This window comes from Hyunsoonleella aquatilis (genome assembly GCF_014270105.1).
GTDB lineage: Bacteria > Bacteroidota > Bacteroidia > Flavobacteriales > Flavobacteriaceae > Jejuia > Jejuia aquatilis.
In genome coordinates this window covers 309,928-329,371 of sequence record NZ_JACNMF010000003.1, presented here as the reverse complement: position 1 = coordinate 329,371, position 19,444 = coordinate 309,928, and the positions used below count along the sequence as shown (strand labels likewise).

Annotated in this window: 17 protein-coding genes; 8 read left to right on the top strand and 9 right to left on the bottom strand. The window is 38.4% G+C overall.

The genetic code is table 11. From position 1 onward, the window contains the following. The first annotated feature begins 110 nt into the window (after window positions 1-110). Window positions 111-1,028, top strand: coding sequence for a hypothetical protein (locus H7U19_RS10060; protein ID WP_186561936.1), 918 nt, complete (start codon window positions 111-113; stop codon window positions 1,026-1,028). On the opposite strand, the gene H7U19_RS10055 is transcribed toward H7U19_RS10060, so the two are convergent. Together H7U19_RS10055 and H7U19_RS10050 are read right to left on the bottom strand one after the other, a co-directional pair. After that, complete coding sequence (locus H7U19_RS10055) at window positions 1,025-1,576, bottom strand: Smr/MutS family protein (RefSeq protein ID WP_246454761.1); 552 nt, start codon at window positions 1,574-1,576, stop codon at window positions 1,025-1,027. The genes H7U19_RS10060 and H7U19_RS10055 overlap by 4 nt on opposite strands. Beyond that, window positions 1,560-1,757: a hypothetical protein gene (locus tag H7U19_RS10050; RefSeq protein WP_246454759.1), complete on the bottom strand. Its 198-nt coding sequence runs from the start codon at window positions 1,755-1,757 to the stop codon at window positions 1,560-1,562. Before H7U19_RS10050 ends, H7U19_RS10055 begins: the two co-directional genes overlap by 17 nt. A gap of 155 nt (window positions 1,758-1,912) precedes the next feature. On the opposite strand from H7U19_RS10050, the gene H7U19_RS10045 reads away from it, so the two are divergent. From H7U19_RS10045 to H7U19_RS10035, 3 genes are all read left to right on the top strand, one after another. Continuing rightward, entirely contained in the window at window positions 1,913-3,865 is a 1,953-nt protein-coding gene (locus tag H7U19_RS10045) for a T9SS type A sorting domain-containing protein (RefSeq protein WP_186561934.1), read from the top strand. A gap of 126 nt (window positions 3,866-3,991) precedes the next feature. Continuing rightward, window positions 3,992-4,276, top strand: coding sequence for a DUF2752 domain-containing protein (locus H7U19_RS10040; protein WP_246454757.1), 285 nt, complete (start codon window positions 3,992-3,994; stop codon window positions 4,274-4,276). A gap of 15 nt (window positions 4,277-4,291) precedes the next feature. Continuing rightward, window positions 4,292-4,627 carry a CCC motif membrane protein gene (locus tag H7U19_RS10035; protein ID WP_186561932.1) on the top strand — a complete coding sequence of 112 codons (336 nt, stop codon included), beginning with the start codon at window positions 4,292-4,294 and terminating at the stop codon, window positions 4,625-4,627. A 424-nt stretch (window positions 4,628-5,051) separates the two neighbouring features. On the opposite strand, the gene H7U19_RS10030 is transcribed toward H7U19_RS10035, so the two are convergent. Then, the gene (locus H7U19_RS10030; RefSeq protein WP_186561930.1) at window positions 5,052-6,446 is read right to left on the bottom strand and encodes a purine-cytosine permease family protein; all 1,395 of its coding nucleotides are present in this window, start codon (window positions 6,444-6,446) and stop codon (window positions 5,052-5,054) included. Between the two features lie 281 nt (window positions 6,447-6,727). On the opposite strand from H7U19_RS10030, the gene H7U19_RS10025 reads away from it, so the two are divergent. From H7U19_RS10025 to H7U19_RS10010, 4 genes are all read left to right on the top strand, one after another. After that, window positions 6,728-7,480, top strand: a complete 753-nt coding sequence (locus tag H7U19_RS10025; protein ID WP_222597419.1) for a (Fe-S)-binding protein — start codon at window positions 6,728-6,730, stop codon at window positions 7,478-7,480. Window positions 7,481-7,483: 3 nt separating this feature from the next. Continuing rightward, window positions 7,484-8,851, top strand: a complete 1,368-nt coding sequence (locus H7U19_RS10020; protein ID WP_186561928.1) for a lactate utilization protein B — start codon at window positions 7,484-7,486, stop codon at window positions 8,849-8,851. Then, the gene (locus H7U19_RS10015; protein WP_186561926.1) at window positions 8,844-9,422 is read left to right on the top strand and encodes a LutC/YkgG family protein; all 579 of its coding nucleotides are present in this window, start codon (window positions 8,844-8,846) and stop codon (window positions 9,420-9,422) included. Before H7U19_RS10020 ends, H7U19_RS10015 begins: the two co-directional genes overlap by 8 nt. A gap of 87 nt (window positions 9,423-9,509) precedes the next feature. Further along, window positions 9,510-10,286, top strand: a complete 777-nt coding sequence (locus H7U19_RS10010; RefSeq protein WP_186561924.1) for a carboxylesterase family protein — start codon at window positions 9,510-9,512, stop codon at window positions 10,284-10,286. Between the two features lie 77 nt (window positions 10,287-10,363). Here the strand turns inward: H7U19_RS10010 and aldA are convergent, their stop codons facing one another. From aldA to H7U19_RS09980, 6 genes are all read right to left on the bottom strand, one after another. Then, complete coding sequence (gene aldA, locus H7U19_RS10005) at window positions 10,364-11,803, bottom strand: aldehyde dehydrogenase (RefSeq protein WP_186561922.1); 1,440 nt, start codon at window positions 11,801-11,803, stop codon at window positions 10,364-10,366. Between the two features lie 50 nt (window positions 11,804-11,853). Beyond that, window positions 11,854-13,002 carry an alpha-hydroxy acid oxidase gene (locus H7U19_RS10000; RefSeq protein ID WP_186561920.1) on the bottom strand — a complete coding sequence of 383 codons (1,149 nt, stop codon included), beginning with the start codon at window positions 13,000-13,002 and terminating at the stop codon, window positions 11,854-11,856. Window positions 13,003-13,005: 3 nt separating this feature from the next. Then, window positions 13,006-14,295, bottom strand: coding sequence for a class II aldolase/adducin family protein (locus tag H7U19_RS09995; RefSeq protein WP_186561918.1), 1,290 nt, complete (start codon window positions 14,293-14,295; stop codon window positions 13,006-13,008). 61 nt (window positions 14,296-14,356) lie between these two features. Then, window positions 14,357-15,730 carry an FGGY-family carbohydrate kinase gene (locus H7U19_RS09990; RefSeq protein WP_186561917.1) on the bottom strand — a complete coding sequence of 458 codons (1,374 nt, stop codon included), beginning with the start codon at window positions 15,728-15,730 and terminating at the stop codon, window positions 14,357-14,359. A 2-nt stretch (window positions 15,731-15,732) separates the two neighbouring features. Further along, the gene (locus H7U19_RS09985; protein ID WP_186561915.1) at window positions 15,733-17,013 is read right to left on the bottom strand and encodes a sugar isomerase; all 1,281 of its coding nucleotides are present in this window, start codon (window positions 17,011-17,013) and stop codon (window positions 15,733-15,735) included. 129 nt (window positions 17,014-17,142) lie between these two features. Continuing rightward, a complete protein-coding gene (locus H7U19_RS09980; RefSeq protein WP_186561913.1) occupies window positions 17,143-19,248 on the bottom strand; it encodes a bifunctional aldolase/short-chain dehydrogenase in 2,106 nt (701 codons plus the stop codon). Between the last annotated feature and the right edge of the window lie 196 nt (window positions 19,249-19,444).

Genomic DNA, 19,444 nt, shown 5'->3' with positions numbered 1-19,444 from the left:
CGGTCAAATAAATACCATTTTAAAGTCCAAAAATACTTGAAATAAAATTATTGGCAATACCTTACGTTATAAATACAATTCCATTATTTTTGCTTAAAATAAAAACCCCGATGCGAAAATTAGTTGTTGTTTTTTCGATACTTAGCTTGCTACTTCCCATGTCCTGTGATGACGGAGATGTTTTTGAAGTTGAATTGGATTTTGAAAATGAATATGATGCCTGTGGCGAATCGGATTTGGTGCTATACAAGACGAAAGAAGACCCAACGGAAACGTTGTCAGTATTAATCACTAATTACACCATTGCAGATGCTTTTGATGAAGATGCGAATGACACCATCGAAAAAACAGGGACATTTTTTTACAGGACCTATGGCAGGCCCGATCTGCCTTCGGATTTATTCTGCACCAACATCCCTCCTGCAAATCTAAATATAGCTACTAATGAAACTAGTTCGTGTGGCGTAACCCTTATCCGGACTTTAGTTGAAGATGATGATGATGGGATTGACCCAGAATTTGAAGACCTTAACGGCAATGGCAATTTGGAAGATGACGATACTGATGGCGATGGTATACCCAATTACTTGGACGAGGATGACGACGGCGACAATGTATTTACCAAAAACGAAAACCCGGACCCGAATGGTGACGGCGACCCTGCCGATGCTCAAAATACGGATTCCGACAAAGAAACTATCCCCCTCCCAGATTACTTAGACGACGACGATGATGGCGACGGCACTTTAACACGGGACGAAGAAAATGACTCCCAAAACCAAGAACCGGCGGATGATGTTACTTTTCCTGATGTGGGGCCAGATTATTTAAACCCGTCTTTGTCTACAAAAGTAGACGCTACAGCGTATCGAGAACACACTATCAAACAAACCTACACTTTGCGAATGACTGTAACGGAAATTAGCTTGAGTATTCTATTGCAAGACTCCTTGGATTTTGGATTTTTTAGTGGCAGAAGCGGTTTCTCCCTGAATAATGAAAGGACTGTAACACCGGCCTTCCCTTAAACTTTATTTTGAAAAATATAAACCTCCGTAGCGCCCTGGCCGTATTTTTGGTAATTGGCATCGTAAAATTTTAGATTCTCATATCTGTTGAATAGGTATTCCAACTCTAGCTTAAGCACACCCTCCCCTACACCATGTATGAAAACGATGCGCTGAATGCGCTTTTGAAAAGCAAATTCCAATTGACGCCTGGCCGTATCCAATTGTAGCGTTAGCATGTCGTGATTGGTCATTCCTTTTGTAGAATTCACCAACTGATGGATGTGTAAATCCACTTCCATTGGAGATTGAAGTTTTTCGCGACTCCGTTTTTTTTGGGCTTTTCTCTTCTTTGCACCTTCCTTTTCAGAAACGACCTGGTTTACGGTTGCCCCAGAAAACAGGGCTCTATCAATATCTTTATTGGAACGTTCTACGACCAATTCGCTTTGCGAAAAATTCAATAAAAACCCCTCATCAGTTTCAATGGTAATTGTTGTGCCATTAACTTGTTTCACAATACCGAACAAGTCTTCGTCCAAAACAGAAACCCTATCCCCTTTCTTCATTTTCAGTATCATTTTCTCCCTTTTTCTTACTTGGAATGGTTTTTGAAAGTCTGTAAACACCAATCATTAAAACCACTATACCTCCAATTAGGACGAATTGATTTTGATCAGCGCCTGCCTTGGCATAAATGGAGACCGAGGCACCCGATAAAATGAGAATGTAGTTGAAATATTTCATCATTAAAAGACCGTAAACCGCAAATTTACATTAAATAAAATTGAAAATCAGAGTCATTAAAAACGATAAGCTACATTTAAAACCATCGATTAAATGCAAAATTTATCGATGTAATAAAAATTTTTACTATTTTCGCTCTTAAATTGTTTAATTATTATATGATTCTCTCAGCCCCAAAACTACAAAACATCGTTCTTGGTGTTTTAAGATACTGTATTAATAGCCTGCAAACCACATGGGTTTTCCCTGTCGTATTGCTGTGCTGCACCCCACTATTTTCCCAGGATTTATATGTGGATGACAATTCCTATATGTACGCGCGCGATGTTGTGCTTTTTGTAAATGACGATATCCGACTGGAAACAGCAACATCAAACTTGTATCTGAGGGGCGATGCACAACTACTGCAGAATACGGATTCTAAAAATTCGGACGCAGGGGAACTATCTATTTATCAAAACCAGACCACGGGAGTTTTTGAATATAATTATTGGTGCTCACCAGTGGGTGTTTCAGTAAATGGTACTGTGCAGGCCAACGAGGATTTTGACGGGTCTAACATTCACGATCCTGCAGACCATACCGATTTAACCAATGTTACCTCTCCGGCGTATACCTTCACTCCCGCTTATAACGGTACGACCACAGCACTGTCCAATTATTGGATGTACACCTTAAGGGATGGCGAGGGTTACTATAGTTGGAACCAGATTTTTGATACTGGTGCTGTTGGCACTGGCTATGGTTTTACCTTAAAGGGGAGCCCAAATGCAGACAATGTTTTGGACCTTAGGGGACGTCCTAACAATGGAACAATAACCGTAAGTTGTGCTTTTGACGGCACCGATGACCAACCCGGATCAGGAACCCTAAATACGGCAGAAACACTCGCGGGCAATCCTTACCCTTCGGCTTTGGACCTAAAATTGTTTTTTGCAAACTCGGCCGGTAACCAAACTAATTTAAGCGGTGAAATTTTCTTTTGGGAACAGAAAAATATTAATTCTCATTTCTTAAGGGATTATGAGGGAGGTTATAGCATTTACACCCCTGGGCCACTTGGTGATTTAAGCGATAATGGCACCTATGCTACTGCCCCATTTGAAAATTATAATGGAGATGGGAGCGACAACACTACAACAACGGGCAACACGGCGGACTTTAGCGGTAATAATAGCAGACGATATGCGGGGATTGGTCAAGGTTTTATCATTCAAAGTAGTGGCGCCGGTGGTAATGCTACCTTTGATAATTCCATGCGGGTGTATTACCCTGAAGACTCCACAACCGGTGGGGATGGTTCCATTTTTGCAAAACATGGCAATGTAAAAGGTCAAAATAAAGTGGAGAAAAAGAGAGTTATCCCTATGTCGCACAACGGGGTAGATTATAAGTCAATTTTTGAAAACCCAACGATCGTCCCTGAAATTAGAATCCATACACATATAAATGACACCTATTACAAAGAAAATGTTATAGCCCTTAGGGAAAGCACACCCTCCAACAATACTTATAATAAGTTTTTCGATGGGAAGAATATAAATGATCTGGCTTCTGATGCTTACTTGGTTTCTGGCGAAGAGCCTCTTGTCATCAAATCCATAAAATATAATGAAAGTGTCAGAATCCCATTCGTATTGAAAACAGACAAGGACAGGACGGCCTTTGAAGTCAAAACTTTTAAACTCAGGAATACTCCCAACGACCTTCACGTTTATATTTATGACAAATTAGAAAACATTTATACTGATATTCAACACAATGCTTTCAATATTACTTTAAATGAAGGGGTGCATGAGGGCAGGTTCGAGATTACTTTTAGTACAGAGCAACAAAGTTTGGGTGTTGAAGACCTTTCAAGTGAAGATTTCAAAATATTTGAAAACAGAAGGCGTTCCCAAATTGAAATCTACAATCCACAGAAAGTCGAAATAACCAGTATAGCACTTTACGATGTGACTGGAAAACTTGTAAGTAGTAAAAAAGTTTCCTCCTCAAAACGCAAACAAAGCATTAAAACCAGATCACTAAGCCCGGGGATTTACATTGTTTCCTTAAAATTGGTAGATTACAACAAGCTTAATAAAAAAGTTGTTATTTCTGGCAATTAACTACACTGGGGCTCAAAAAATCTATTCGATAAACCAGTAATTACTTTCTCAATTATTATATTAGTGGTTGTATTTTGAGAGACGGCTGTAGCCTTTTTCTTTTGAATCTAACACTGGAGCACATTTATGTCCAATATTGAAAGTTATATGTTGCCATGCCTTAACAAACATTTGTTCGGCGTTGAATGTATGGGTTGCGGGTTGCAACGGAGTTTTTTTCTTTTAATAAAAGGAGACTTTGTCGCCGCTTTTCAGATGTATCCTGCTATTTATGCCTTGGTGCCCTTATTTGTTATTGTAGGCATCAATACGTTTTGGACTATAAAACACTCTCATAAGATTATTACAGCTTTGGCAATACTGAGTGTTGCAACAATTATAGGAAGCTATTTGATTAAAATATTAACTTAATAAAACTATCATTTTATGGAACAACAAAAATTACCTAATGCAAATATTGCCCTTATATTGGGTATCATCTCTTTCATCGCCTGTTGCTGTAGCACAGGTATTGGAGGATTAATATTTTCGGGGATTGCCTTGTATTTAGTAAATAAGGATACCAAACTTTATGCTGAAAACCCTGAGCGGTATAGTAATTTCAGTCAGCTAAAAACAGCTAAAACTATAGCTATTATAGGACTTGTTCTTGCGGCACTAACATTGATCTGGGGTATTTATCAAATTATGGCCGTAGGTGGTATAGAAGCTTACATGGAGCAAAATAAAGAAATATTTGAGCAAATGGGACTCGGGAGTTAACCTTTGTAAAGTTTAGTAAAAACAAAAAGCCTTGAAGATATAAACTTCAAGGCTTTTTTTATTATCCAATCAGAAGGAGTTTTAATACTCTACAAAGTATTAAACTCTTTTCGTTCTAATTATCAGTTTTGGTGTCAGAATTGCAACTGAATTTAAAAAGACACCAATTAATCAGAAACAACGCCAAAATAACAATTACAAAAACCTTCATAAAAATTCTGATGCTTAAAAATTGGTAATAAACCCGCTACTCCTCGTCTTCCCTTAGCCAGAAAGGCGTAGTAGCAAACCACAGGATTGTCCCAATTAACATAATTGTTTTCATATTGGCTGCCTCTATTTTACCTAAGAAAGAAAGTATGCCTACTAGTAGTATCAAAACGCTTATTGATAAGACACTAATCAATTTTAGTATTTTCATGATTTAAGATTTTTGAAGTTTCATAATAAGTACATATAATACACTAGAAGCAATCCAACAAGGTATTACGGCGTAGGCGGGAAACACACCTTTTGCAAATATAAAGTATAAACCTAACGCTACTGGAATGGTCCAAGCTAATAAAACGGCCACATTAAAACTAGACCCCTTTTCATCCGCATAGTCTGCAGTAAAGCCCATTTTTTTTGATAGGTAATGGTTAACAAATATCACCCCACCCATAGGCCCTAAGATGGTGCCATACAAACCTACAAAATCAAGCAATTTACTGGATAGTGTTGGAAAAATACCTGCAACTGTTGCCACAACTCCAGCCAAAATTACGCCTGAATAGGCTTTTGCATTGGGAGAAAACAAACTTTGAAAAGCGAGGCCTGCTCTATATATGGTAGGATTAGCCGTTGTCCAACCAGCAATAATCACGCAGATAATACCTGTCCAACCTACTACACTCCATGCTAAAGCACCTGGATTAGCGGAAATATCTCCTGTTAGTTTAATTTGGGCCGCTAGCATCAATGAGGCACAAATCCATGCCATATAATGCCCTAAAAACATCCCAATGGAAGGTCCCCATCCTGCACGGGTATCTTTGGCAAAACGCATAATACTTAAGTCAGACATTCCAAAATGCATTGCGGCATTACATAACCACGCGAAAATTACAATTTTCCAAAAACCAAAATCTACCTTACCATTTATGGACTGTACCACACTTATTCCTTGATCCCATTCCGTTAGCAGACTTTTCCAAGAATCAACCTCCATTTGGGACAATGCAGATATCCCGCAGGCTGCAAAAACAATAATCATCCATGGCGCCGCAATGTTGGCAAATTTAGAAACCATATTATAGCCTGCCGCGGCTACAATAGCCATCACTATACCAACAATAATAACTATGCCAGAAAAAGCAGGACTGCTCAATCCAAATATATTTTCAGGAACAGAAAAACTTACGCCAAACGGAACCCCAACAGCACTAGCAGAAACCGTAATCATGGCGCCTGCTAAAAAGCAAAAAAGTACCCCATTCACCACATTATACACCTTTACAAGGTGCTTTCCTGCTATTTTTTCCAATTGATAATATAAGGTGAGTTTTCTTGATACTGCTATTGGCGCTACTATGTATCTCCAGGTAAGTATCGCAAGAATGTTACCAATAAATAATCCCAGTATTAAATCTTTTAAACTGGCTCCTGCCGCTAAAAATAATGGGCCGATCATAAATTCAGTACCGGCAGCATGCTCACCGGCATACATCCCCAAAAAAGATTTCCAATTTTTCAGTCTAGACGCAGGTACAGGGGTTCTTTCAAATTCTCCTCCCGTTCCATCGTCCACTGCTGCGTCACTTACTTGATGCTCTGCCATAGTTTGTTTTGTTTAATTGGTTAGTTGTTGTTTTAGCTAGTCTCCTAAATTAGTCATAAAAACGAAAATAGGATGACCATTGTATTTTTCTATCCTGTACTGTATGGTATGCTAAATTTGCCAACTGAATAATCAGCAATTCATTCGTTGAAAAGTTATTGCTACTCCGATAGCGCAAAATAGCAAAAACAACAATTTAAACGCAATTTATCAGGTCAGAACAGGACAGTTTTCATCAAGATATAGGATATTTTTAACTGACTAAAACTTTACTAAACTTAATGAATACAAACTCCATAAAAGTAGGGCTTTTTATCCCCTGCTATATCAATCAATTATATCCGCAAGTCGGCATTGCAACCTTGGAACTACTCGAAAAACTAGGGGTCGATGTGTATTATCCCGAAGGACAAACCTGTTGCGGGCAGCCGTTAGGGAATTCAGGATACGAAGAAGATTCTAAAGGCATTTGTGACCACTTCGTCAAGAATTTTAAAGCCTACGATTTTATTGTAGGCCCATCTGGTAGTTGCATTTACCATATCAAGCATCACTTCGATATTTTAGAACAAACGGAGGACGTAAAGAGGGTAAGAAACAATGCCTACGAGCTTTGTGAATTCATTGTAAAAATACTTGGGAAAACCGATTTGGGTGCATCTTTTCCTCACAAGGTAGGACTTCATAAAAGCTGTCATGGACTAAGAGGCCTTAAATTAGGCAAATGTTCTGAGGTACAAGGCGAACATTATTCTACAGAAGAAGATTTATTAAATAAAGTAAAAGGGCTGGAGCTGATGGCCCTCAATCGCAAAGACGAATGTTGTGGTTTTGGAGGTACTTTTGCCGTTTTTGAAGAAGCCATTTCGGCTAAAATGGGTAATGATCGGGTTAAAGACCATCTTGACAGTGATGTGGAGGTACTCACCGGCGCCGACCATTCCTGTTTGATGCACATGGAAGGTATTGTAAACAGAAACAAACAACCGTTGAAGGTAATGCACATTGCCGAAATTCTAAATAGCACTTTTTAAGTTATGGGACACGCACAAAAAGCTACGGAGTTCAATAAAGATGAAGCAAAAGTAAACTGGCATGATAAAGCCCTTTGGTTTGTTAGGGAAAAGCGTGATAAATCAGCACATAACGTTCAGGGATGGGAATATTTGAGGCAATTGGGCTCAGGTATCAAAGCCCACGTCATGTCAAATTTAGATGAATATCTAATCCAATTTGAAGCTAACGCACAAAAAAAGGGCATTCATGTACACTGGGCCTCAAATGCTGAGGAACACAATAACATTGTTAATGATATATTGAGCAAACATAATGCTAAAAAAGTAGTTAAAAGTAAATCCATGTTAACCGAAGAATGCCACTTGAATCCGTTTTTGGAGGATAGGGGCATCGAAGTAATCGATACGGATTTAGGCGAGCGTATCGTACAATTAGCAGAAGAACCACCAAGCCATATCGTGTTACCCGCTATACATAAAACCAAAGAGGATGTTGATGTACTGTTTCAGAAGCATTTAAACACAAAGCCTAGTGGCGGAAATCCAGATTATTTGGTTGGAGAAGCCAGAAAGCATTTAAGGGATAAATTCCTTAATGCCGATGTGGCCATTACGGGCGTAAACTTTGCCGTGGCAGATACCGGTGGCGTAGTAGTTTGTACGAACGAGGGCAATGCTGATATGGGCGTTCATCTTGCAAAAGCACATATCGCCTGTATGGGTATTGAAAAAATTATCCCTAAGGAAAAGCATCTTGGTGTTTTTTTAAGGCTACTCGCTAGAAGTGCGACAGGCCAACCCATTACAACGTACTCTTCGCATTTCAACAAACCAGAAGATGGTAAGGAAATGCATATTGTTATTGTTGACAATGGTAGAACGGAACAATTAAGTAGGCCGGATTTTAGAGCATCATTACATTGTATCCGTTGCGGAGCTTGTATGAACACCTGCCCTATTTATCGAAGAAGTGGCGGGCATAGTTATGATTATACTATACCTGGACCAATCGGTTCTATTCTTTCACCAGGAAAAGATTTGAAAAAACACAGTTCATTACCTTTTGCATCCACACTTTGCGGTTCATGCTCCAATGTTTGCCCTGTAAAAATTGACATTCATGAACAGCTCTATAAATGGCGACAAATTATTGTAAAGGAGACCCAACAGCCTATTGTTAAAAAATCTATCTTAAAAACGGCAGGTGTAGTGCTATCTAAGCCTAAACTTTATAAAATAGCAGGCAATTCCGCTCGTTTTGCATTAAAACATGCACCGCGATTCATGATTTACAACAGGTTGAATGCTTGGGGAAAAGCCCGAGAGCTTCCCAAAGTTAAGAACGACAGTTTTGATAACTGGTATAAAAAAAGAAAGAAAAATGGGTAGAGAAGCTATATTGAAATCTGTAAAAGCGAACAGGCCAGAAGTACTTCCACTTCCAGAAATTGATGTATCTGCCTTTAAGGAAGACATCAATTTAATTGAACGGTTTAAAAACAATATTACCCTCGTAGGGGGAAATATTATTGAAGCAAATAAAGGGGCTATAGATTCACCGATAAAGGAAAGTTACCCCGATAAAACACGAATTGTTTCAACAACGGATAAATCTAGTTTAGGAACCGTCACTGTTGATAAAAACATGGATCCGCATAATCTTGAAACTGTGGATCTGGCTATTATTGAAGCAGAACTTGGTGTTGCAGAAAATGGTGCGGTTTGGGTTTCTGCTAAAGATAGCATAGTCCGCGTACTGCCCTTTATCACAAACGATCTGGTCATTATTCTGAAAAAGGACAGCATCTGTTTACACATGCTTGAAGCTTATGACAAGATTGCCAAAAGAGACAGGGATTTTGGCGTGTTTATCTCAGGGCCTTCAAAAACGGCAGATATAGAGCAATGCCTGGTAGTCGGTGCTCATGGTGCTATGAGTTTGACGGTTTTATTGGTTTAAAATTTTGTCAATAGAAACTGAATAGCACAACTATTTCAAGATGAAAGTATCGAGAATACTAAACATATTAATTTAAATTTTTAAATAATGAAAAAACTAGTTTACGGTATATTTACTTTCCTTTTGCTGACCAGTTTTCAGCAAGCACCCGATATTGAAAAGACGCTTAAGGATATTAATGACACTTTCAAAAACATGGAAGTAAAGCTTTTAAACTGGCCTGAGGACTTACAACCCAAATTAGGAAACTTAAAAAAGACCGCTTTTATGGCTTTCCCAAAAAAGGAAACGAAAGGCAAACTACCACTTCTTATATCATTACATGGCGGTGGTGGAAAAACATGGAGCATTGAAGAGCAACTTAAACGATCTTCGGAAGTAAAGGGGCTCTCACTTGCCGAATTAACTGGTAAAGATTTAATTCTGTTGGAACCCAACTCTTTTGAAAAATGGGATCCTAATACTTTGAATATTATGCTAGATTATATTCTTGAAAATTACACTCAAATAGACCAAAGCCGAATTTATCTGATAGGACACAGTATGGGAGGACGAGGTATATGGGAATGGATACAGCAATCTCCAGAACGTTTTGCAGCTGCAGGACTAGGAGGATTTAGTGGTGTTTCGGAAAATGATGATTTTGCCAAACTTGCTAATTTCCCTGTATATGGTATGGTGGGTGGTGAAGACGGTAAAAACGTAGCATCAGCAAAAAAAATGACCGATCTTTTAAAGGCCGCAGGTAATAAAAATGTAAAGTATATTGCTTTCCCCGGTGCCAATCATCCACAAGGAAACAAAATGCTGTTTAGCCACGTTGAATGTGTAGATTGGATGCTTAACTTTTCAAATAGAAATTAAGTAACACTAATATTAAAAAACAAAAAAGCTCAGCTAATTTTAATAGCTGAGCTTTTTTTATGTATTACATGATACTTCTAGTAGTATTTAGCGTAAACTACTTTTGTATGTAAATATTCCTCCATACCATATTTACCATCAGCTCCGCCTATACCAGACTTTTTCCATCCGGCATGAAATCCTTGAATAGCTTCAAAATGCTCTCTGTTAACGTAAGTTTCACCAAAATGAAGACCATTTGTAGCTTTCATGATGTTATTGAAGTTTTCAGAAAATATAGATGATGTTAAACCAAATTCCGAGTCATTGGACATTGCAATCGCTTCATCTAAAGTATTAAACTTCATTACTGGCAATACTGGTCCAAAAACTTCTTCTTGAATGATTTGACTATCCTGACGACAACCCGTAATTAAAGTTGGTTCGTAAAAGTAGCCTCTGTCAAATTTATCTGGTTGTCCACCACCAACAAGCACCTCTGCTCCTTCTTTCTTGGCAAACTCAACCATTTCTGTGATTTTATCCAATTGATCTTTAGAAACCAGACTACTCATATCAGCATCAGTTCCCGTTAAGGCCTCTTCAATTTTAACCTCGCTCATTTTCTTAGTGAGCTTATCTACAAATTCATCGTAAATGCTATCCTCTACATATACACGTTCTGCACAGTTACAAACCTGTCCACTAAAAATAACCTTAGAAGATACAACGGAATTTACAGCCAACTCCATATTAGCATCTGCACAAACAATGGCAGGAGCCTTACCTCCTAATTCCAAAGAAACTTTTGTGATATTTTCAGCAGCAGCACTAATTACTTTTTGTCCTGCACCCACGCTACCAGTTAAACTGATAATACCTGTAATGGGACTTCCACACAAAGCATTTCCAACCGTTCTACCTGCGCCGCAAACAAAATTTAAAACACCGGCAGGCAACTTAATCTTTTGAATAAGGTCTGCAAACTCCATAATAGTATTAGGCGCTTCAGAACTTGGTTTAATAACACAAGTGTTTCCCGTGATTAACGATGCCGCAACTTTACGTGCCATCACAAAAAATGGGAAGTTCCAAGGGCAAATACCTACTGCTACCCCGATTGGCACTTTGTGCAAATAGATATGTTCTTTTTCTCTATCACTTTGAATTATTTCACCTTCAATTCTTCTTGCCCAACCAGCGTTATAATCAAAATAATCAGCTGTTACGTCTATTTCAACTTGAGCTAAACCAATAACCTTAGCTTGTTCTCTAGACAGAGTTTCAGCCAAAAACACTCTGTTTTCTCTAATAACATCAGCCATTTTGTGCAAAAATGCAGCCCGCTGTATTGCTGGCAAAGCTTCCCAAGCTGGTTGTGATGCCTGTGCAGCTTCCAAGGCATTATTGGCGTCTTCTATCGTTCCTGTCGATATGGTGCTAATGACTTCTTCTGTGCATGGGTTTAGTATCTCAATCACCGAAGTGGCCTTTGAATCTATAAACTGACCATTAATAAATTGCCTATAATGTTTCATAATATATTGTTTAGTTAGTTAATATTCTTATACCTCTAAAAGATTTAAATCTACTTTATTAAATGATTTGGGAAATCACTAGTGGTCTCACAACACAGTTGATCCATCACTTGTTGCAGTTCTGTTTTCAGCAAAGAAATAGTATGGTTACCTCCTTTTTTACCTAATGCAGAAACGCCATACATAAATGAGCGCCCCATAAATGTAAATTTAGCACCGCTTGCCATGGCTCTTGCTACATCAGGTCCCGAACGAATACCACTATCCATCATTACCTCAATCTTATCTCCATACTTTTCAGCAATAGTTGATAATGGCTTAACCGTTGATTGACCTGCATCTAATTGACGCCCCCCATGATTGGACACAATAATACCATCTAATCCTAATCGGATTGCCTCTTCGGTATCATACTCTGATGCTACACCTTTTAAAACAAGTTTACCTTTCCACATGTCGCGGATAGGCTTTATTTTTTCAGCATTTAGCCTTCCACTAAAGGTTTGGTCCATGAACTTGCCTAATTGCTTTAAATCCAAATTTTTAGGCATATATGGTTTCAGGGTTGCAAAATTAGGGATACCATGTTTTAAAGTTTGCAAACTCCAGTGTGGGTGTGTAAATCCTTCTAAAATATTTGCTAGATTCATTTTAGGTGGCATAGCCAATCCATTTCTTATATCTCTTGGTCTAAAACCAAACGTAGGGACATCGCACAGAATGACTAGAACAGGACAATGCGCTACGGCGGCCCTATTGATAATATCATCCCTTAATGAATCCTCGGCCGGATGGTACAATTGAAACCATGCTTTTCCTTCTGTCAATTCACTGGCTCGCTCTATACTAGTAGTGGTTACCGTGCTTAAAATAAAAGGAATATTATGCTCAAACGCTGCCTTTGCCAATATTTCCGGCGAATTGGGCCACATTAAACCTTGAAGTCCAACCGGTGCAATACCAAACGGCGCATCATATTCAACTCCAAATAATTTAGTCTTTAACGATGAGCCATGGTGTTTTCTTAAGTAGTTTGGCTTAAGCTGAACTTCTCGTAGCTCTGCCGTATTACGAACTAAATTAACATCTTCATTACACCCTCCATCAAGATACTCAAAAGCAAATTTTGGAATCTTTTTTTGAGCTTTAGCTCTTAGGTCATCGATAGATGGATAACGTGTGTCAAAACTTATTGCCATATTTTATGTCAAAAATTTCTTTCTTAAATCTTCTACCTGTTCATCATTTATTGGCACCATTTCTCCAAGGGAATGGCCTAAAACAATAGATTTTGCACTAAATTCCGCAACTTCCAAATAATCAAATGTTTGCAACAATTTATCTCCAGTAACAATTACCGAATCATTTTCTATTATTAATGCAGTTGCACAATCTTCAACCATTTCTGAATTATTGTTTTTTCTGAAATGATCACCGTACTTTAAAAAGTTTATATCCTGCAAGAAAATCCAACTCTCAGGAATGGTTCTTACATTCAAATGAGTACCTGTTACACCAAAAGCCATCAAATAAGGGGATTGGGTCATTATAATAGAATTCACATCAGGGTTTTTATTATAAATTTCCTGATGAATCCAAGTAGCCCTACTAGGTGTTTTACCAGCTTCTCGCTTACCACCCTTTATTTGTACGATATCGTCTAAATCTAAATCCCATCTATTAGCTCCAGTTGGTGTTATTAAAAAATCGTTCTCTTTCCAACGCATAGACACAGTACCATAAGAACTTATCATTAAACCTTGTTCACAAGAGCGTTGGACAATTTTGCATATTTCCAATCGCTTTTCTACTTCATCCGAAGTATAACTAGTGCTTTCCATTTCAGGGAGAACTCCCGTTGCCTGTGATTCAAATTCATCAATTTGGTCATCAGTCAAATATCTAGGGGTTCCAATTTGAGAGCCATATAGAATGGTATTTGCACAAAACTCTAAGGCTTCAAAACGCTCATAGGCATCTGTTAAATCACTTCCTCCTAAAACGGTGCCGTGATTTTCCATAATAACAGCTTTATAACCTTTTTTAAATTCATCTGCAATTACTTCGCCTAAATCTTCACTACCAGGAAGTCTATATTTTGCATATCCAATTGGTCCACAAACATGTTTTGCTTGAGAAATAATATTTGTATTGGGTATTTGACGCACAATACTAAACGACACCAATGCCGGTGGATGCGCGTGGATTACAGATTTAATATCTGGTCTAGCTTCATAAATAGCTTTATGGAACGGGAACTCAGAGGAAGGCTTGTGCTTCCCTATAATGGTACCATCTTTTTTTACACAAATAATATCGGATGCTCTTAAGGATCCTTTATCAATGGCTGAAGGTGTTACCCAGATATCGCCTTCATCGTCTATAATAGAGATATTACCTCCAGAAGTTGTGGTCATGCCCCGTTTATAAACTCGGTCTATTATTTCGGTAATTTGATCTCTTGGATGAACTAATTTTATATTTTTTGACATTTCAATACAATATTGTTGGTTTATTAATTAATTTTTTTCTCGTAACGATGTACGCTGTCAACTATGCATTTACAATAAATGGCACATGTTTTTTAAGCGCATAATTTTTCTTTAAGAATTTGGAATTTAGTTTGTTGTCAGAAATTGAAATGGCGGCTCCCAAAGCTGATCCCAAAGACGCATCGGTTGTGCTCAATTTTTTATCCCTGAAATAATGACATAACAACTTAATATAGATGTCGTTGTTACTAAATCCGCCATCTACATATATTCTTGCAAAATTGTTTCCTCCCAAAGCATCCTTGATGCACTTTATTTGGATTAAAACCAGCTCAACCATAAGTTGATGGTAGGCGTGTTCAAACTCCGTATAGGGCATGTATGTCTGTTCTGGCATATTTTCGCCCTCTATACTCTCCCATTTAAAGCAATTCTTAAAATCCTCTACAATTTCATAATAGGTGTCATAATCAAATTTCACCTTCATATGATAGTCATCGTCTACTCCAAAATGTTTAGTAAGATATGCGACCTGTACTTTGTACTCGTTACCTAAAAACAGCCTTGTTGCACGGACTGGTCTTCCATTGATACGCATGTAATTCAAGGTATCTTTATCATAGGATTGCTCTTCAATTGGAGTTTCAAAATAGGGATTGAAAACAATACTCCACGTTCCTGTTGAAACCAATACAAATTTTTTGTTGATACTCCTTACATAAGGTAAAAGCGCCGCAGAACTATCGTGTATACCTACACCAGCTTTTACACGATGCCCATCGTAGTTCATATTTATGCTAGTTTCAGTAGACACAATCGGTGGCAGAATTTTATCTATTCCTTCACTGTAAACCCAACTATGGTAGTCCTTCTTTGAGTAGTCCCAGAGGGCGGTATGGCAACCAATACTTGTATATTCGCTAACAGGAATACCCGTAAACATAAAGCTCAAATACTGCGGCAAGTGTAATGAGTATTTAATTTTTTTGAACACCTCTGGCTTTTCATACTTTAACCAAAAAAGTTGGAGACCAGAGTTAAGCATACTTAACTCGGTACACCCCGTGTTCTTCAAAAATTCTTCTCTGGGTCCGTACTTTTCAAAAAAAGCATCAACAACTTTTCCGTCTAAAGGCTTAGTATAATTGTAAAGTGGTGTTAGAGGATTGCCCTGTTCGTCAATATGCACAAAACTTGCCCCATACGTAGAAAAGTTGATGGCTTTTACATCATAAGTATCTGATTTCAGAAACTTATCAAATACTTCTTTTACCCACGTCCGTAGTTCCCCAAGATTCTCAGTTGGATGCCCATCCTCATCTTCTATTTCTTCAAACGAAGTGTATTCTGTATAGACCTCATTGAAATTTTTATCAAAGAGGAAAAACTTTTTATTAGTCTTGCCTATATCAAAAACTGCCGTAACTTTTTTCATACTTATAAACCTGTGGCAATAGTGTGCTTTCCTCTTTCTTTGATAAGTCCTCCCCTAACGTCTAAGGAGCGATAGGATTGTATTGGATTTAAAGCCCCTCCAGAGTTCAACCTTGCCTTTTCCAACAATGGCCTAACATCGGTTCTATAGGCTCCTTGTAATATTTCTTGGCACTTCACTACATCATTGTCCATCTGCGCCGCTTTTAGAGCATTTTGGTCAATTAACATTGCTTTTGCATAAGCCTCTTGAATTGCTTCAAGTGATTGAATTAAATCCTCCAAAGGATCTTTTACATTATGACTTGCATCAATCATCCAAGCTAAATCTGGATTTTGTGGATTGTTTTGCATACCATATACCAGTTCATTAAAAATCAAGAACAGAGCATAAGGCTTAATGCTTCCCACCGTCAGATCGTCATCACCATATTTACTATCATTAAAATGGAAACCTCCCAATTTACCCTTTAGTTGAAGTATAGAAACTATCTGTTCGATATTTGAATTGGGTAAATGGTGACCTAAATCCACAAGTGTATAGGCCTTATCACCGCAACCATTAGCCAACATCAATGATGCTCCCCAATCTTGTATTACCGTACTGTAGAAATTAGGCTCATAAGGCTTATATTCTACAAGCATTTTCCAATCATCGGGCAGTCCTTTGTAAATTTCTACTAAGCTATCCTGCGTATTTTGAAATGCGGTTTGAAAATTATTTTGGCCCGGAAAACAAGAACCGTCAGCCAACCAAACTGCTAATGCTTTGGACCCTAATTTATCCCCTATTTTGATCACATCCAAGTTATGTTGGATCGCCTGATCTCTTACAGCTTTACTTGTATTGCTTAAAGAACCATATTTATATGATTCCGAAGCATCTTCCTGATCTTGAAACGTATTGGAATTTACGGCATCAAATTTAATATCCAGGGCATCTGCTTTTTCCTTTATGGCATTGTAGTCCGACGGAATGTCCCACGGAATGTGCAATGAAACGGCTCCTGCTGTTTGTGTAAGACCATGAATTATTCCAATGTCTTCTATTTTTTGCTCTAAGCTTGAAGGCTCACCATAAAACGAGAACCTCCCAAAACGTGTTCCCCCTGCGCCTAAGGCCCAACTTGGTATTGCTACCTGAAAAGCCCCTAATTTAGACACGATCGCATTTACGTCGTGACCCTGCTTTGTTAACTTGTTTGATAAAAAATCGAAGTTTTCATTGTGATTACCTAAACCTGGTTTATTCGACTCTGCTAGTTGTTCTTTATTAATTTTCATAATTGTTTGGACTGGTTATTATAGTTCTAAAAATGAAAAGCACTTCCATGATGAATATCAAACCAATCATGGAAGTAATCTTTCTCACTAAAATAAACTAAATTATTGACTAAATCAATTTCTTGAATGTTATCTTACAAAGGCATTTGCCATACCACCATCTACATTAATAATGTTACCGGTGGACTTATCCAAAATACCTACTAACGAGAATACACCGTTAGCAATATCATCTGGGGTAATGATTTCATGTAATAAATTGCGCTTTGCATAAAATGCTGGTAGCTCTTCTACAGTAATACCGTTGGCTTTTGCTCTACCCTCGGCCCATGCGCCTTCCCAAATTTTGCTTCCAACAATTACGCCATCAGGGTTAACGGTATTAACCCTAACTTTATCTTTTGCCAATTCGGCCGCCAGCAGGCGTACCATGTGCTGTTGGGCTGCCTTTGCCGTACCGTAAGCCACATTGTTTGGCCCCGCAACTAATCCATTTTTACTTGCTATAGCAATGTAATCTCCACCTAAACCTTGCTTGCGCGTAATAGCTGAAAATTGCTTGGCCAAATCAAACTGACCTTTAACAAGAATATTTTGTAAAATATTCCAATCCTTATCGGTAGTATCCTCTAATGGTTTGGAAATTGCCAAACCTGCGCTGTGCACTACGATATCTACACCACCAAACTCCATAACAGCCTTTTTGTAGGCACTTGCTATAGATTCGGTATTGGTTACATCGCAAATGGCATAAGCGGAAACATCCCTTGCATAAGTGCCATTGGCCTCAATAAGTGCTTCTTCATTGATATCGGTCAGCACAACGTTTGCACCTTCCGCAGCCAATTTATCAGCAATAGCTTTACCAATACCACCACCAGCACCTGTAACCAATGCTACTTTACGCGATAGTGGCTTCTCTTTGGGCATACGCTGCAACTTTGCCTCTTCCAATAACCAATACTCAATATTAAATGCTTCTTGCCTTGGCAAAGACGTGTAAGATGTAATAGCCTCCGCACCGCGCATTACGTTTATGGCGTTTATATAAAACTCACTAGCAACACGTGTTGTTTGTTTGTTTTTAGCGAAACTAAACATACCAACCCCCGGATAAATAATGATTACAGGATTTGCATCTCGAATTGCTGGACTATTATCTACTTTACAAGTGTTGTAATAGTCAACATATTCCTGGCGGTATGCCTCAAATGCAGGTTCCAATTTCTTTAAAACAGCTTCCGTATCTGACAGGTCTTCATTTTTATCTAAATCCAATACCAAAGGTTGGATTTTTGTTCTTAAGAAGTGGTCTGGGCAAGATGTACCCATTGGGGCCAATCGCTCCAGGTCATGACTATTGATATATTGCATTACGACATCAGAATCAGAGAAGTGTCCTATCATGCGATTTTCAGAAGAACACAAGCCTCTAAGCAATGGCATTAATTGCGCCGCCTTTTCCACGCGCTCATCTTTAGGAAGGCTTGATACTTTTTCGCCACCAAAAACTGGCCCGCCGGATTCAATTTTCTTCGCAATATAGTCAGAGGCCATTTCAATAACTTCTAAACTGTTCATATAACATTCGTAAGACGTGTCTCCCCAAGTGAATAGACCATGGCTACCTAAAACGATACCTCGTATTCCAGGATTATCGGCCAGGCATTTTTCCAACTGAAGACCTAAATCGAACCCTGGCTTTTGCCATGGTACCCATCCCATAGTATCTCCCCAAATTTCTTTGGTTACTTTCTCACTATCCTTAGCGGCCGCTACAGCAATTAAAGCATCCGGGTGTAAGTGATCTATATGTGCAAATGGCAATAAACCATGTAAAGGCGTATCAATAGATGGCGCTTTACTGTCCAAATCATATATACAGTGGTTAAAAAGCCCCACCATCCTGTCTTCATCATGCAGACCTTGATACACATTTTTAAGGTCTCTCAGCCTTTTGGTATATAATCCAGCGATACCGGATCTTGTTAAAGTCCCAATATCGCCACCAGAACCTTTTACCCACATTACTTCAACCTCTTCGTTTGTCAATGGATCGGTTTCAATTGTCTTGCAACTGGTATTTCCGCCACCATAATTTGTTATTCTTAAATCGGCTCCCAAAATATTTGAGCGGTAGAGAAATAATTCTACTTGATTGTCGCCCAAAGATGCCGCTTTTGCCTCATCCCATAAATAATCGACATATTCGAAGGTTTTTGTAGTGTTTTTCATTTTTTTATTAAAATAAGTTATAAAACCAAAAATACTGTAGGGGACAAACATTCCTATCCTGTACTGTACCGTTTGAGACGCCATTGATATCAAAACTGTATTAGATATAGATTTTTTAACATTGCCTTGCAGAATACTTCGCAGCCCAATTCCTTTAAAAATAAACTGTCCGATTCCGTCATATAAAATGAACACC